The 14,211-nt window shown below is 56.7% G+C and carries 13 protein-coding genes; 4 read left to right on the plus strand and 9 right to left on the minus strand.

Annotated elements, in window-relative coordinates:
• Positions 1–182 precede the first annotated feature (182 nt).
• Both ACIPIN_RS23440 and ACIPIN_RS23445 read left to right on the plus strand, forming a co-directional pair.
• On the plus strand, positions 183–668 hold the full coding sequence (locus ACIPIN_RS23440; protein WP_401122739.1) for a glutathione peroxidase: 486 nt from the start codon (positions 183–185) through the stop codon (positions 666–668).
• A complete protein-coding gene (locus ACIPIN_RS23445) occupies positions 665–1,126 on the plus strand; it encodes a MarR family winged helix-turn-helix transcriptional regulator (protein WP_401122742.1) in 462 nt (153 codons plus the stop codon). Before ACIPIN_RS23440 ends, ACIPIN_RS23445 begins: the two co-directional genes overlap by 4 nt.
• On the opposite strand, the gene ACIPIN_RS23450 is transcribed toward ACIPIN_RS23445, so the two are convergent.
• Positions 1,110–3,434, minus strand: a complete 2,325-nt coding sequence (locus tag ACIPIN_RS23450; protein WP_401122885.1) for a response regulator — start codon at positions 3,432–3,434, stop codon at positions 1,110–1,112. The two genes, ACIPIN_RS23445 and ACIPIN_RS23450, sit on opposite strands and share 17 nt — an antisense overlap.
• A 165-nt stretch (positions 3,435–3,599) precedes the next feature.
• Here ACIPIN_RS23450 and ACIPIN_RS23455 point away from each other — a divergent pair, with 165 nt between their 5' ends.
• Together ACIPIN_RS23455 and ACIPIN_RS23460 are read left to right on the plus strand one after the other, a co-directional pair.
• Complete coding sequence (locus ACIPIN_RS23455) at positions 3,600–4,490, plus strand: ATP-binding protein (RefSeq protein ID WP_401122744.1); 891 nt, start codon at positions 3,600–3,602, stop codon at positions 4,488–4,490.
• Entirely contained in the window at positions 4,487–4,969 is a 483-nt protein-coding gene (locus tag ACIPIN_RS23460) for a GAF domain-containing protein (RefSeq protein ID WP_401122747.1), read from the plus strand. The genes ACIPIN_RS23455 and ACIPIN_RS23460 overlap by 4 nt, the downstream gene beginning before the upstream one ends.
• 73 nt (positions 4,970–5,042) lie before the next feature.
• On the opposite strand, the gene ACIPIN_RS23465 is transcribed toward ACIPIN_RS23460, so the two are convergent.
• The 8 genes from ACIPIN_RS23465 to ACIPIN_RS23500 all read right to left on the minus strand — a co-directional run bounded on the left by ACIPIN_RS23465 (position 5,043) and on the right by ACIPIN_RS23500 (position 14,075).
• A complete protein-coding gene (locus ACIPIN_RS23465; RefSeq protein WP_401122750.1) occupies positions 5,043–8,684 on the minus strand; it encodes a transporter substrate-binding domain-containing protein in 3,642 nt (1,213 codons plus the stop codon).
• Between the two features lie 8 nt (positions 8,685–8,692).
• Entirely contained in the window at positions 8,693–9,319 is a 627-nt protein-coding gene (locus ACIPIN_RS23470; protein ID WP_401122753.1) for a response regulator, read from the minus strand.
• Positions 9,320–9,612: 293 nt separating this feature from the next.
• Positions 9,613–10,020 (minus strand): response regulator, encoded by a 408-nt coding sequence (locus ACIPIN_RS23475; RefSeq protein ID WP_401122756.1) that lies wholly within the window; start codon positions 10,018–10,020, stop codon positions 9,613–9,615.
• Positions 10,021–10,290: 270 nt separating this feature from the next.
• Complete coding sequence (locus ACIPIN_RS23480) at positions 10,291–11,622, minus strand: deoxyguanosinetriphosphate triphosphohydrolase (RefSeq protein WP_401122758.1); 1,332 nt, start codon at positions 11,620–11,622, stop codon at positions 10,291–10,293.
• A gap of 123 nt (positions 11,623–11,745) precedes the next feature.
• Positions 11,746–12,909: an EAL domain-containing protein gene (locus ACIPIN_RS23485; RefSeq protein ID WP_401122761.1), complete on the minus strand. Its 1,164-nt coding sequence runs from the start codon at positions 12,907–12,909 to the stop codon at positions 11,746–11,748.
• Between the two features lie 119 nt (positions 12,910–13,028).
• Entirely contained in the window at positions 13,029–13,373 is a 345-nt protein-coding gene (locus ACIPIN_RS23490) for a hypothetical protein (protein WP_401122763.1), read from the minus strand.
• Positions 13,370–13,759 (minus strand): phage holin family protein, encoded by a 390-nt coding sequence (locus ACIPIN_RS23495; RefSeq protein WP_401122766.1) that lies wholly within the window; start codon positions 13,757–13,759, stop codon positions 13,370–13,372. Before ACIPIN_RS23495 ends, ACIPIN_RS23490 begins: the two co-directional genes overlap by 4 nt.
• A gap of 1 nt (position 13,760) precedes the next feature.
• Positions 13,761–14,075: a YqjD family protein gene (locus tag ACIPIN_RS23500; RefSeq protein ID WP_123428906.1), complete on the minus strand. Its 315-nt coding sequence runs from the start codon at positions 14,073–14,075 to the stop codon at positions 13,761–13,763.
• Between the last annotated feature and the right edge of the window lie 136 nt (positions 14,076–14,211).

Here is a 14,211-nt window from a genome sequence, read left to right on the forward strand (position 1 = left end):
AGCTGTTGCACTTCGTTTACGGCGTGCTCAAGTCGGGTCAACCCTTTGACCCGAAACTTGCGCTTGCCCGGTGAGGCTCAAGACGGTATCTACAGTCGGTGAGTTATTGATTTATTAAATTGCATGCAATCTAATTGCTCGCTATGTTTAGTCTTTCCTCATCTTCCACCGGAGCATGCGCCATGACCGACAACCTGCTGAGTATTCCCTGCACCACCATCAAAGGTGAGCAAAAGACCCTGGCCGATTACGCCGGCAAAGCGGTTTTGGTGGTCAACACCGCCAGCAAATGCGGTTTCACCCCGCAGTACAAAGGTCTCGAAGAGTTGTGGCGGACCTACAAGGATCAAGGTCTGGTGGTGCTCGGTTTTCCGTGCAATCAGTTCGGTAAACAGGAACCGGGCAACGAAGGGGCGATTTCCGAGTTCTGCGAACTGAACTTCGGCGTGAGTTTCCCACTGTTCAAAAAGATCGACGTCAACGGTAGCGATGCCCATCCGTTGTTTGTTCAGCTGAAAAAACGTGCGCCGGGTGTGTTGGGCTCTCAAGGCATCAAGTGGAATTTCACCAAGTTCCTGATCGGTCAGGATGGCAAGCTGGTCAAGCGATTCGCGCCGGCGACCAAGCCGCAGGATCTGACCCGCGAGATTGAAGCCCTGCTGAAATGAATGATTTGTCAGCCGATTCGCTGCTGCTCGACAGCCAGCTCTGCTTCAAACTGTACGCCGCGTCCCGAGCGGTGATCCGCGGCTATAAGCCGATGCTCGATCAACTGGGCCTGACCTATCCGCAGTATCTGGTGATGCTGGTGTTGTGGGAGTGGCAGCAGAGTGTGCCTGAGCAGCCAACGGTCAAGGCCCTTGGCGAGCGGCTGTCGCTGGACTCAGGGACGCTTACGCCGTTGCTCAAGCGTCTTGAGCAGTTGCAACTGGTCCAGCGTCAACGCTCGGTGCGTGATGAGCGAGAAGTGCACTTGAGCCTGTCGCCGGCCGGGGCCGCCCTGCGCGAACAGGTCGGGCCGCTCAAGGCGCGACTGCTGTGCGACAGCGGTGTCGATCTTGAGCGCTTGAACGAACTGCGCGGTGGCCTTGACCAACTGTTGGGGCAGATCAAGGCTCTGTCGTAACCGGTACCCACTGCTCCAGCAGGGCGGCCAGTTCCTCGCGCCGGAACGGTTTGGCCAGGTAATCGCTCATGCCCGCCGCACGGCAGCGTTCGCGCTCCTCGGGCATGGCGTTGGCGGTCAGGGCAACGATTGGCAGATCCGGCCAGCGCCCGCTGCGACGGATCTGCCGACTGGCCTCGTAGCCGTCCATGACCGGCATGTTGCAGTCCATCAGCACCAGGTCAAACTGGCCGTGTTCCAGCTGATCGAGCGCTTCGGCGCCGTGGGCGGCGACTTTCACGTTGCAACCCAGCTTGCTGAGCATGCCTTTGGCCACCAGCTGATTGACCGGGTTGTCTTCCACCAGAAGGATTCGCGCTCGCCGCTGGAGTACGAGACTCGGATGTTGGGCATCAGTGACGACGGCCACCTCGGCCTGCAAGGTGCGTCGCAGCGTCTGGTAGAGTGCGTTGCGGGCCAGCGGTCGCGCCTGCTGTTGCAGGGGGGCAAGGGCTGCAGCCTCTTCGCTGGGCATGAAATTGCCATAGGCGGTCACCAGCAGAATCGGTGCGGTCATGCCTGGACGCAAACCGAACAGACATTCCGGGCAGTCAGTGATCAGCACATCGGGCGACAACCCGATCAAGGAGTCGTCGACGGTGCGTTGTTGATACTCCAGGCCCCAACCTGGCAGCAGATTACCTAACAGTTCGGCCAGACCACTACTGGCAGCGGTGATTGCTAGGACCTTGCCTTGCAGGGACGCGGAGGCGATTGCCGGCGTGTGCCCGGGCAATGGCAGATCGGCGCAGAACTGGCTGCCGAAACCAGGCTCCGAGCTGATGGTGAGACGGCCCTGCATGGCTTCGCAGAGATTGAAGGTCAACGCCAGACCCAATCCGGTGCCACCAAACTGGCGGGTAATACCGGCACCCGCTTGGGTAAACGGTTGAAAAATTTTGATCTGGTCGTTCTGCGCGATGCCGATACCGGTGTCGCACACTTCGATTCTGACGCCGTCTTCGTGGGTGCTCAGGCGCACATCCACTCGTCCGAAGCGGGTAAATTTAAGAGCGTTGGAGAGCAGGTTGCTGACAATTTGTCGAACCCGTGTCGGGTCGCCGAGTACCAGAGACGGGAACTGCGGATCAATCAGGCAGGTCAGTTCGACGCTGGGCGCCGCGTTCTGTGACAGCAGGTTGGCGGTGTCTTCGATCAGGGCGCCGAGGTCGAATGGAATACGTTCCAGCTCAAGCTGGCCGGCGTCGAACTTCGACAGGTCGAGAATGTCGTTGAGCAGTTCCACCAGTACTTTGCCGGAGTCGTGGGCAATCGACAGTTGCTGGAGTTGTTCGGCATTCAGCGGACCGTCCAGCGAGAGGGCGATCATGCCCAGCAAACCATTGAGCGGTGTACGGATTTCATGGCTCATGTTGGCCAGAAACACCGAACGCGCCTGGGCCATGTCCAGAGCGGTCTGACGCGCGATTTCCAATTCTTCGTTCGATACCGTCAATCGGCTATTGATCGCTTTCAGTTCTCCGGTACGCGCCGAGACGATGTTTTCCAGTTGCCCGAGGTAGTCGGTCAGACGGTTTTCGGCATTGCGGCGTTGCTGGATTTCAGTGGTCATGTTTTCGAATTGCTGATTGGCCACCGTGACCAGGACACCGATTTCATCGTTTTCGTGCGCCGCCGGACACTCCAGCGGCGGCTGTTCTGCACTGCGCGGGTCACGCGCGCTCAATTCGCGAATCACCCGCACCAGTGGTTTGGTGAGCATCACATAGAACAGCGCCAGTAGAATTCCGGTCAGTATCAGGCTGCGGGCAAAACCGTTGATCAGAGTGACTTCGGCCCGGCGCAGAAAGCGACTGCCAAACGTGTAGGTGTCGACATCCAGTTGCAACGTACCGAGGGACTCCTCGGGCAGGTGGTCGAGGAACAGGCGGTCCTTGAACTGTCGATTGGCGCCAAACAGAAAGTCGCTGATCACCCGATTGCTGCCGCTTTGCAGTTCCGGCCGTTTTACACTGGCGAGGATCGTATTGTTGTTATCGATCAGTTGCGCACTGATGACAGCGGGCGAGCGCAGCAGGCCGAGGGTCAGTTCCTGGGCCAGTTCGGCATCGATGTTGTAGGCGATCCGTGAAGCCGGGTTATGGCTGATTTCCAGCAGCGACAGTATTTCCCGGTTGATGGAGGCGTCTTCGCTAGCATAATCGATGCCTATTTGGACCAGACTGAGCAGGGTTCCCAGAATGAAACCGACCAGCACTGTAAGCCTGGCTTGCTTGTAAGACAGGCGGTTGGTGAACTTGATATCCATGGTGTGCTGAACCACTTTCGTTTCCCTTCTGGGCGAAGCATAGCCGATCATCAGCAGGTTTCGGCATGACTGACGGGTGAGCGATTATTGCGATATTCCCGACATTGCGCACTGCGTTTGGTTTTCTGTCCCCATCATTACTGTGAACGTGCCTGAGGAGAAGTCGTGGATTCCCGATTGAATGCATTTCTTGAACGCGCCGATGCGGTTCTGGCTCGTATCGAGCCGTTGCTGCCCGCGCCACGTACTGCCATCGACTGGACGCAGTGCCTGGCTGCGCGCTGGCAGCGTGAGGGACGCAGCGGTTTTTTGTTGCCGCTTGAGGTCAGCCTGGACATGCGACTGTCCGACCTGATCGGGATTGATAAGCAGCTGGAACAGTTGGGGCGAAATACCCGGCAGTTTCTCGACGGCATGCCTGCCAACCACGCGTTGCTGTGGGGGTCGCGCGGCACTGGTAAGTCGTCGCTTGTGCGGGCCTTGCTGGCTGAGCACGCCAAGGGTGGTTTGCGCCTGATCGAGATCGAGCGCGATCACCTGGCGGACCTGCCACGCGTCGTCGAGCAAGTCGCCAGGCTGCCTCAGCGCTTTGTGCTGTTTTGCGATGATCTGTCCTTCGAGGCTGGTGAGGGCGACTACCGGGTGCTGAAAAGCGTGCTTGATGGATCGCTCGAACAGGCACCGGATAACGTGCTGTTGTACGCCACCTCTAACCGTCGTCATCTGGTCCCGGAAAAAGAGAGCGATAACGAAAACTGGAAAATGGTCGACGGCGAGCTTCATCCCAACGAGGCGGTTGAAGACAAGATCGCACTGTCGGATCGATTTGGCCTGTGGCTGTCGTTTTATCCTTTTACCCAGGAGCACTTTCTCAATGTGGTCGAGCATTGGGTGGGAGAGCTGGCAGGCAAGGCCGGCCTTGAGTGGAAACGTGATGAAGAGCTGGAGATTCTCGCGGTTCGCTGGGCTACCGGACGCGGTAATCGTAACGGCCGTTGCGCCTATCAATTTGCCCGGTATTGGGTAGGACTGAAGTTGTTGGAGCACAAGGCATGATCGATTTGCAAAAGAGCGGCCAGGGCCTTGAAGGCTACGGCATGCTGTGGGCGCAGCTGGAGTCATTGCTGGCGGATGAACGGGATTTCATTGCCAACGCCGCGCAGTTTTCGGCGTTTCTGTTTAACCAGCTCGATGACTTGAACTGGGCCGGCTTCTACCTCAATCGCAACGAAGAACTGGTGCTTGGCCCGTTTCAGGGGCAGATCGCCTGCGTGCGGATTCCGTTCGGCCGGGGCGTGTGCGGGGCGGCGGCGGCCACGCTGCAGACCCAGTTGGTCGAGGATGTGCATGCGTTCCCCGGACATATCGCTTGCGACAGCGCATCGAACAGCGAGCTAGTCGTGCCACTGGTCAAAGATGGCCGACTGATCGGTGTGCTGGACCTCGACAGCCCGAAACTGGCGCGTTTTACCACGCACGATCAGGCCGGTATCGAGCAATTGGCGGCGATTTTCTTGCGTTTGACCGAGTGCTGATCAAGCCCGTAGCAACTGCCGAAGGCGGCTGCTACGGATTACGCAAGAGCTGAACTGACAGGTATTAGCCGCTTCAGGGCAGGTTTTGCACGTTGGCGTGATGACGGATCTGTCGTTGCAGTGCCTGTTCCAATTCAAGCATGGCGCGTTCTATGCCTTTGCTGCGGGCCTCGAGCTGATCCTGACTGAAATCCTCATGGCATACACGCTCAAGCGCTTCGCAGCCGTCGATAAGTCTTGAGGCCTGGACGATACGGGCCGCCCCTTTGATTTTGTGCGCCACATCGATGAAGGCTTGCGGCCCACTCGTAGATGGCAGGGCGAGAAGTTCCAGGCGGTCGAGGCGATTGCTGTTGAGCAGTTCGGCGAGCAAGCGCTGAACCCGTTCTGGATCGCCGCCAGTGAGTAACTGCAAGCCGTCCAGGTTAAAAGCCTGATCTTCACTGAGCGGCTTGAGGGCTTCCAGTCGCTGGCTCAGTGTCGTCAGACCAATGGGTTTGAACAGGCAATCGTTCATGCCTGCTTGCCGGCATCGCTGTTTTTCTTCTGGTTGAGCATTGGCCGTGAAGCCAAGCACGGTGCAGGGCGGGCGCTGCTCGTCGTGCTCGGTCTGGCGAATGGCACGGGTGAGTTCGTAGCCATTCATCAGTGGCATGTTGCAGTCCGCAATCACCAGGTCGAAATGGCCTTCTTTCCATGTCTGGAAACCAGCCTCACCGTTGTCGGCCGTGACGGATTGATGCCCCAGAAAGCCGAGCTGCTGGCACATCAGCAATCGATTGGCGGGATGATCATCGACCACCAGCACGTTCAAGGTGACCGAGGTATGCGCGATCACCGGTTGCGGGTTGTCGGGCACCACTGCGTCTGGCAGGGCAGTCATCTGCAATGAAATCCGGACCTGAGTGCCGACCCCGGGCGAACTGGTCAGTTGCACGCAACCGCCCATCATTTCGCACAGGTTGCGGCTGATCACCAAGCCCAAACCCGCGCCGCTTCTGGCCAAGTGCCCGGTGTTGTCCGCCTGATTGAAGGGTTCGAACAACCGTCGCTGATCGTCTTTGCTGATACCGACACCGGTGTCATTGACCGATAACTCCATTGCCATCCGGTCGGGCGCCGAGGCCGGTTGCAGCGTGACCTTGATCTTGACCTGGCCGTGCTCGGTGAACTTGATGGCATTGCTGATCAGGTTGGACAGTATCTGTTTGAAGCGCAGGGGATCTATCAACACATCGGGTTGTTCAGCACTGGTGGGGAACTCCAGCACCAGGCTGAGGTTTTTTTGCCGGGCCAATCCGTCGAAGACCCGCACGACCGCTTCCACGGTTTCGCCGAGGTTCACCCGTTCCGGCGCCAGGCTCAAATGGCCGGACTCTATTCGGGCGATATCGAGGATGTCGCCAATCAGCTCCAGCAAGTCCTTGGCCGAGCTATAGGCCACTTCAATGGCCGGACGATCCAGGTGACCCTGATCGGCCCGTTTCAAGGTCAGTTCGAGCATGCCGATCACCGCATTCATTGGCGTGCGGATTTCATGGCTCATGGTGGCGAGGAAGGTGCTCTTGGCGCGGTTCGCCTTGTCCGCCTGCTCTTTGGCGGACCTGAGTTCATCAAAAAGCTGCCGCCGATCGCTGATGTCGATCCAGCCTCCAATGATCCCCTGAACCTCCCCCGTCGAATCTCGATAGGGAAGAATCCAGTGATAGATCGTCAGTTTTTGCCGGCCAATGTGCAGCGGACGGTCGAGAATCAGAGGGACGCCTTCGGCCACGACTCGCTGGTAGTCCGCCTGGTATTGCCTGGCTTCGAACTCATTGCTCATGGCGCCTTGCATGACGCTTTTGCCTATCACGTCCTCGCGTTTGGCGCAAAAAGCTTCCAGATAACTGTCATTACAACTTTGCAGCAGTCCTTCGCGGTCCCGTACGTAGATGGGGTGAGGTGTTCCGTTGACCAGCGTGCGCATGAATTCGAACTGGTCATTGAGTGCGCGCTCCGCTTTCTGGCGTTGCTTGATCTGCCTGCGCATGTGGGCATTCCAGGCCAGTGAAATCAGCAACAACAGACCGCTGCCAATCACCAGTTGATAGAACAGGCGATGGTAGTTACGCCAGGTGCTATTGAAGGTTCCCGTGTAGCCGCGCCAGCGACTGTTGATTATTCCCAGTTCATCCGGCGCAATGCTTAGCAGGGCTTTTTCGAGGATGGAGTTCAGTTCGGTAGCGCCGCGCGCGGTCGCCAGTGAAAACGCGGCTTGCTGTGTCCCGATGGTCGCACTGATTTGCAACGCGTCCTCGAACACTTGCGATGAAATGAAGTAGTTGGCAATCACCAATGAGTTGACTGCGCCCTCTACCTGACCCTTGGCGAGTAACTCCACTGCGCTGAACGTGTCAGGTGTTTCAATCAGCTGGATCGTCGGGTGTTCGCGGCGCAGGTAGTCGAGGAGTGGATTACCTTGAGTGATTGCAAGGCTCTTGCCACTCAGTTGCTCAAGACTGAGTGGGCCGATGGTGCTCTTTCGGGTCAGTAGTACAAATGAGTTTTCCAGGTAGGGACGGGTGAAACTCAGTTGTGCCTCGCGTTCGGTGCTGGGAAGAATCGCGGCAATCAGGTCAGCCTGGTTGTCTTTAACCTGTCTGATCATTTCGCTGTCACTTCGGCTTCGGTGAATCTCGAACTGTAAACCGGTTCGAAGCCTGATCAGTTCGAGCAAATCAGCGGTAATACCCCGAAAGTTCTCGTCGGCGTCAAAGAACGTCAGCGGAGCGAAGGCGTCGTTGACGACCACGCGAACAACCGGGTGCTGCGCGAGCCAGCGCTCCTCACGAGTGGTCAATTGCAGTTTGTGGTCAGTCAGAAGGATGTCGCTGCCCGCGCTCCAGCGTTTGGCAATGTTTTCCCGCTCGCCCGCAGGCACCCCTTTGAGTACGGCATTAATGATTTCCAGCAGGTTCTGATCGTCCTTGCGCACAGCGAAGCTGAAACCATAGGCCTCATGTTTGCCGAAGTTGGCCATCCGTATGTTCTTCAGATAACCCTTGTTGATCGTGAAGTGGGTTGAAATGGTATCGCCGAGGAACACATCTGCCTGGTCAAAGGCGACGGCACTGATCGCATTCTGGTAGGACGGATAGGAGGTAATGATGGCCTTGGGGTATAGCGCTTTTACCTCATCCAGCGGCAGATAGTGATAGACCATGCTTAATCGCATGTCGGCCAGGCCTTCAGTTAATGATCGTTTTTCCGCCTCCCGAGTGACCAGAACCGACTGATCAATGGCATAGGGTGCAGAAAGCGCGATGTTTGAGTGCCTCGCTTCAAAACCATTAGCTGTTCCAAGCAGATCGATTTCGCCGTTTTCGAGTGCCTGGATGGCAGCATCTCGGTCGAGGTAGCGACGGACCTTGATCGGCAAGCCCAGGGATTTTTCAAGAATCCCCGCATAATCAGCCGTGAACCCCTCATAGTCGTGGCCGCTGATCGTTAAGTCGAAAGGAGGGTAGTCGGGAGCGGAGGTCCCCAGGATCAGTTCGCGTTTATTTTGTATCCACAGCCGTTGTGATTTATCCAGCTGAACTTCCATATGACCTGCGGTTGAGCGGCTGAGCAGTGTGTAGTTTCCAATTCCGGTGTCTGCTACGGACGCGGAGGTGCTCAGGCATAAACCTGCGCTCAAATACAATAAATAGTCCTTTAAACACCTGGGCATCCTGTCTCTCACACTAGCGCGTTACGTTTTGCCATCTCGATAAGCTCAACCAAGGATTTGGCCTTGAGTTTCTGCATGAGTCTTTTCTTGTAGGTGCTGACGGTCTTGTTACTGAGGAACATGCCTTTGGCGATTTCCTTGTTGGTACGACCTTGGGCGAACAGCTGCAGAACCATCAATTCGCGATCATTGACGGTTTTGAACAAGTCCAGTTCAGCGCAGAGTCCCTCATCCCCGCGAACCGGGTTCAAGGCCTGACTGGGGAAGTAGTTGTAACCGGACAGCACGGCCTTGATGGCACTCAGTAGTTCGCTGAGGTCTTCCTGTTTGCAGACGTAACCGGAGGCTCCGGACTGCATGCAGCGGATGGCGAAAAGTGTTGGGCACTGGGCCGTCAAAACCAGTGTTTTCAGCGGAGTACTCATTGCATTGAAGCGGGAGAGCACTTCCAGTCCATCGAGTTTCGGGATACTGATGTCAAGGATGATCAGGTCGGGCATGCATTCGCGAACCATCTGCATCGCATCGACTCCGTTGTCGGATTCACCGACTACTTTGTAACCTTCATGTTCCAGCAACATACGAACCGCAAGGCGAATGACGGGGTGATCGTCGACAATAAAAACTGAGTTCATAATCATGTCCCATACGTGCGCAAATAAAGCGAGCACCTTAGCTCAGATAAGGGAGTTGACGCATGAAGTGACGGGCCTATAGGCGCAATATAGGACATGTCCTACATTAAAAGAGGCAACGGATTACGTGTGAACTAGGTTTGTAAGGAAGAGCGAGAATATTAGGTCGGTATGTAGGCGGTTGTTGGTCTTGGTCGATATTAGCTTTTACAGTTAGTGCTAAATCACTGTTTTCTGCTGCTCGGTGGTGTTCAGGGCGTTCTGTTTGTCGTGAGGTGTCTGAGGGCTCTCCGTTAATTGTGTTGGTTTGTTGTGTCGGGGGGGATCAACAAGTTTATAAATTCAGATTGTTTCAGTGGTTTTGCCAAATACCCAAGCAATGGCAGTCGTCGCTCGTGCGCGTTTTTTTTCAATATATCCAGTTCGGTTGAGTCAAGGCTGCTCAGGATGATTGCCTGTTGTATCAGACCCTGGTGGCTGGCAATGCCAATCAAGTCGAGGCCGGAGAGGTCAGGCAGGCATTGATCGCACAGCAGGATGTCGAATGGTCGTTGAACTTGAGTCATCGCCTGTAGTGCATTTTCAGCATTGTTTACGGCGGTGACCTGAGTGAAACCGTAACTTTCAAGCAGGTATTGGGTCGCTTTCAGCTGAAAGGGGTGATCCTCCACCAGCATGATGCGCAGATCGTATTTGAACATATAGCTTTCCATGCAAAATGGCTGACCTGCGGTGGCGTAAGAAATAATTTTATAGTTTTAATCAGTACTATCTTCTTTGCCGTTGATGGATATCTGTCAGCTTTACGGATCTCGATCCTGTTGATTAGGATAGAGTGATTATTTCGTGTGTATATAGAGCAAACGATCAGTTTACTCTGCACAAGATGTAGGGAAAATCCTTCAGTACTACAAAATGTTGGGGAATGATCAGCCGCCACTGAATACTCCGGGGGCAACTGATCGATTGATTTACGAGTGGCTGGAGCGTCCGGTCATTTCCAGTGCCATTTCGCTTGCATAACTGTCGGTCATGCCGGCAATGAAATCGATCATGCGTAAAAACGAGGTATGCAAAGGCCCATGCGGGTCGGGCGCATTATTGCCGAGCAGATCGAGTATGCGCCGGTTCTTGAATGATGCCGTACCGCCGCCGTGCTGCTCCAGCGCTGCGCCGCAAAAGCTATTAAGCAGAATTTCCAGCGTGGTGTACGCACCGATTTCATGCAGGGTTTTGCGCTTGTCCTGGAAGATTTTTTTACGCGCCATGTCCTTGGCATTCAGCACGCAACGCTTCGCGGGCCCGTGCATGTGCTCTACCAGATCGCCGTGAAGGGTGCCGGCCAACAGTGCGTCCTGTTGCTCGACGAATGCGCGTGCTGCAGCGTTGGTCAGATGCTCGATGGCTTTGCCACGCAGAATCGCCAGTTTGCGGCGGCGCGAGTCATTGGGGCCGAGTTGACGGTAGGTTTCCGGCAGATCATCCCCAACCAGATCGAGCAACAGCGACTCCACCTCGGCGTATTCCAGAAGCTCCATCTCCAGGCCATCTTCAAGGTCGATCAAGGCGTAGCAGATGTCATCAGCAGCCTCCATCAAATAGACCAGAGGATGCCGGGCCCAGCGCTGTTCCTCGAGTTGAGGCAGGCCCAGTTTCTGGGCGATCTGCTCCAGCAGAGGCAGTTCGCTCTGATAGCAACCGAACTTGTGTTTTTTGTAACCCAGCGAATCGGCATGGCGCGCGGTCCATGGATATTTCAAGTACGTACCCAGTGTTGCGTAGGTCAGCCGTGTACCGCCGTCGAACTGGTGGTATTCCAGTTGGGTCAGCACCCGGAAGCCTTGGGCATTACCCTCGAAGTTGAGGAAGTCGTCGCGTTCGACTTCGCTCATGGCATCCAGCCAGCCCTTGCCCGCGGCTTGTTGAAACCAGTAGCGGATGGCGTCTTCACCCGAGTGGCCAAAGGGCGGATTGCCTATGTCGTGGGCCAGGCAAGCTGACTGCACAACCATGCCCAGATCGCTTGGCTCGCACCAGTCGGGCAGGGCGCTGCGGATGGTTTCACCGACGCGCATGCCCAATGAGCGTCCCACGCAGCTGACCTCCAGCGAGTGGGTCAGGCGCGTGTGGATATGGTCATTGCTGGATACCGGGTGGACCTGGGTCTTGCGGCCAAGACGGCGAAAGGCGCCGGAGAAAATGACCCGGTCGTGGTCTTTATGGAAGGGGCTGCGACCGAGTTCTTCCGGGCTGTGCACCGGCTTTCCAAGGCGTTCACGATTAAGCAGGGTATGCCAATCCAAGGCAGATTCTCCGTCAGGTGACTGATGCTCTAGGGTCTGTTGACGTTTGGTCGCGAACCGCGATCACCACCAAACGTCAACAGACCCTAGCTTCCCGGTTCGCGCAACGGGCTGCAAGCGGAACTACAGACCTGCCGCGTCGATATCGATCAGCAGCAAGCGTTGACCATTGTCGAAGAACTGTCCGGCGGTGAGGCAATACTGGTTGCTGGTGGCATCGCGGTAAGTGTTCGACAGGGTCAGGCGCCGCTCGTCCCAGCCCTCGGCCAGCAGATGATAGAAGTACGGTCGCCAGGACCAGTTGTGACCCAGGTAGCTGTTGTCGGCTTCCCAGCTGCCAGTGCGCCATTCCAGGTTCGGGGTGAGCTGGGTACCGTGCCGGTCGCATTGGTAAAAGCGCAGTAACCAGGGGAAAGCGTCCAATTGTGGCAATTGGCTGATGGGAGCCTGGGCCTGAGCCCAGGCCTGCAGAATCCCCATCAGCTCGCCGAGTTGTTGGCGCATGACCATCAACCGTCCGCGCTCGGCGAGTTTCTGTTGCACATAACGCTCTCGCAATTGAGCAAAGCGCTCGACGAATGCATCGGTGGCGAAGAAATCGACCTGCGCCCTGGCGAACAGAAAGCCCTGAACGTAACGCGAGCCGCACTCCAGAGCGAAATTCAACTGAGCTTCGGTTTCCACGCCTTCGGCGATGATCCAGCAACCGGTTTTCTCTGCCATTTGTGCCAGCGCCTTGACTACATCGCTGCTTGGACCGCCCCGTGCGGCCGCCTGGAACAGGCGCATGTCGAGTTTGAGAATGTCGGGTTGCAGCGCCAGAACGCGATCGAGCTGGGAATACCCGGCGCCGAAATCATCAATGGCAATTCGCGCACCTGCTTGTCGATAGCGAGTCACCACGTCGATCAGACGCTGGCTGTCGCCACCCAGTTCGGTAATTTCGAAAACAATACGTCGCGGATCGACAGCATGCCGGTTTAGTTGTTTGAGGCTGGGTAATGCCTGATCCGCGCGCAAGCGGCTGATCCAGCGCGGTGACATGTTCAGGCTCAGAAACCAGTCGGCGGGTGCTTCGTGTAACCGGCTCAAGGCGTCATCACGGATTTGGCGGTCGAGACGGCGTAACGCAGCGGCGGGGGTTCGTTGATCGGCAAACAACGGGCCGACCGAGGTGAGTTGACCATCGGCCTGGCGCAGGCGACCCAGCGCTTCGACGCCAGCAATACGTCCGGTGGCGGTATCGATGAACGGCTGAAAGCAGGCGAGCGGTTGCCCGTCGATCACGTGGCCTCCTTAGTAAGGTCTGGATGGAATCGAGCCTGGTTGCCGGGTAGGCAGAATCGAACCCCTCGAAAAAGAGGTTCGTTCCTTGAAGCTTTGCAAGAATGCAGCCAGATGTCGGCCTACTGGTTTTTGCGCGAGGAGCCTTGCAGCACCAGCTTGATCAGCGGCAACAGGCTGGTACCCAGCTGGATGAGCCGAGTGACGCTGCTGATGCCACCGCCCTTGGCACCCTTCGCGGTGAGGAAGCCCAGCAAGGTCACGGCGGCGATGCCCCAGAGTGGCGCGTGCTTGATGCCCAGACCTTCCTGAAAGCTTTGTGTCATCCCGCGCACGCGTTGCAAGGGTTGCAGCAGCTGCCGGGATTCATGGCGAATCTCCTGGCGATGCATTTCCATGCGCAAGCGAATCAGTGCCTTGCGCATCTCTTGCCGGGAACTGTTTTTGGGGATTTCAGGCAGGTTCATGGCAGCAGGCGCTCCCTGTCGTTCGCCAGTTCTTCAAGGGTGGCGTTGAAAGGCGATGATTCATCAAAGATCGCTGCTTTCAAGCGCATGCCGCAGAAGAGCGCCGCGAACGTATAGAAGACGCATAGACCAATGATCCCCGCCAGGCGATTAGTGTCCCACAGCAGAATCAACACCAATGCCGAAAGCCCCATCAGCAACAGCAAGGCGAAAACCAGCGCCAGGCCTGCGAACAGCAACAGGCTGACGGTGCGGGCTTTCTGCTCCTGTAATTCGATGCCAAACAACTCGACATGGCTATGCAGCAATCCAAGAAAAGCGGCGCCCAGGCGTCGCGATGAAGAGCCAGGACCTGTTTCGGACGAACCGGATTCACCGATAGCCATTTCAGCGTCGCGTCGCCAACAGGCCAATCAAAAAGCCTACGCCGGCCGCGATGCCAACAGCCTGCCAAGGGTTGGCCTGAACATAGTCTTCAGTGGCGGTGACGGCTGCCTTGCCGCGTTCGCGCATGGAGTCTTCGGTCAGTTGCAGGGTCTCGCGAGCCCGCAGCAAGCTTTCATGAATCTGGTTGCGCAGCTCATCGGCTTGATCTCCGGCCAGTGTGGCGGTGTGTTCCAGCAACCGTTCGGTGTCGCTGACCAGCGTCTGAAAATCTTCCATCAGGATTTCTTGAGCAGTCTTTGCCGTTTTTCTGGCCATGGTGATCTCCATAAGTGGCGTATGAAATATTCGAGTACGAGCCTTGCTCGAAGGTTCAGTGCTAGGGGGGCGGGGGGGGTGTGAGTGATCGCCCCCCCCGGGGGGGGGGAGGATTAACTCACCCCCCCCCCCCTAC

The sequence above is a fragment of the Pseudomonas sp. NPDC087697 genome (genome assembly GCF_044743155.1).
Classification (GTDB): domain Bacteria; phylum Pseudomonadota; class Gammaproteobacteria; order Pseudomonadales; family Pseudomonadaceae; genus Aquipseudomonas.

Bases quoted from the DNA above. Each gene is read 5' to 3' on its own strand.
- ACIPIN_RS23450 (WP_401122885.1), bottom strand. From the start codon at position 3,434: ATGGATATCAAGTTCACCAACCGCCTGTCTTACAAGCAAGCCAGGCTT.
- ACIPIN_RS23495 (WP_401122766.1), bottom strand. From the start codon at position 13,759: ATGGCTATCGGTGAATCCGGTTCGTCCGAAACAGGTCCTGGCTCTTCA.
- ACIPIN_RS23470 (WP_401122753.1), bottom strand. From the start codon at position 9,319: ATGAACTCAGTTTTTATTGTCGACGATCACCCCGTCATTCGCCTTGCG.
- ACIPIN_RS23460 (WP_401122747.1), top strand. From the start codon at position 4,487: ATGATCGATTTGCAAAAGAGCGGCCAGGGCCTTGAAGGCTACGGCATG.
- ACIPIN_RS23440 (WP_401122739.1), top strand. From the start codon at position 183: ATGACCGACAACCTGCTGAGTATTCCCTGCACCACCATCAAAGGTGAG.
- ACIPIN_RS23490 (WP_401122763.1), bottom strand. From the start codon at position 13,373: ATGAACCTGCCTGAAATCCCCAAAAACAGTTCCCGGCAAGAGATGCGC.
- ACIPIN_RS23445 (WP_401122742.1), top strand. From the start codon at position 665: ATGAATGATTTGTCAGCCGATTCGCTGCTGCTCGACAGCCAGCTCTGC.
- ACIPIN_RS23475 (WP_401122756.1), bottom strand. From the start codon at position 10,020: ATGTTCAAATACGATCTGCGCATCATGCTGGTGGAGGATCACCCCTTT.
- ACIPIN_RS23465 (WP_401122750.1), bottom strand. From the start codon at position 8,684: ATGCCCAGGTGTTTAAAGGACTATTTATTGTATTTGAGCGCAGGTTTA.
- ACIPIN_RS23500 (WP_123428906.1), bottom strand. From the start codon at position 14,075: ATGGCCAGAAAAACGGCAAAGACTGCTCAAGAAATCCTGATGGAAGAT.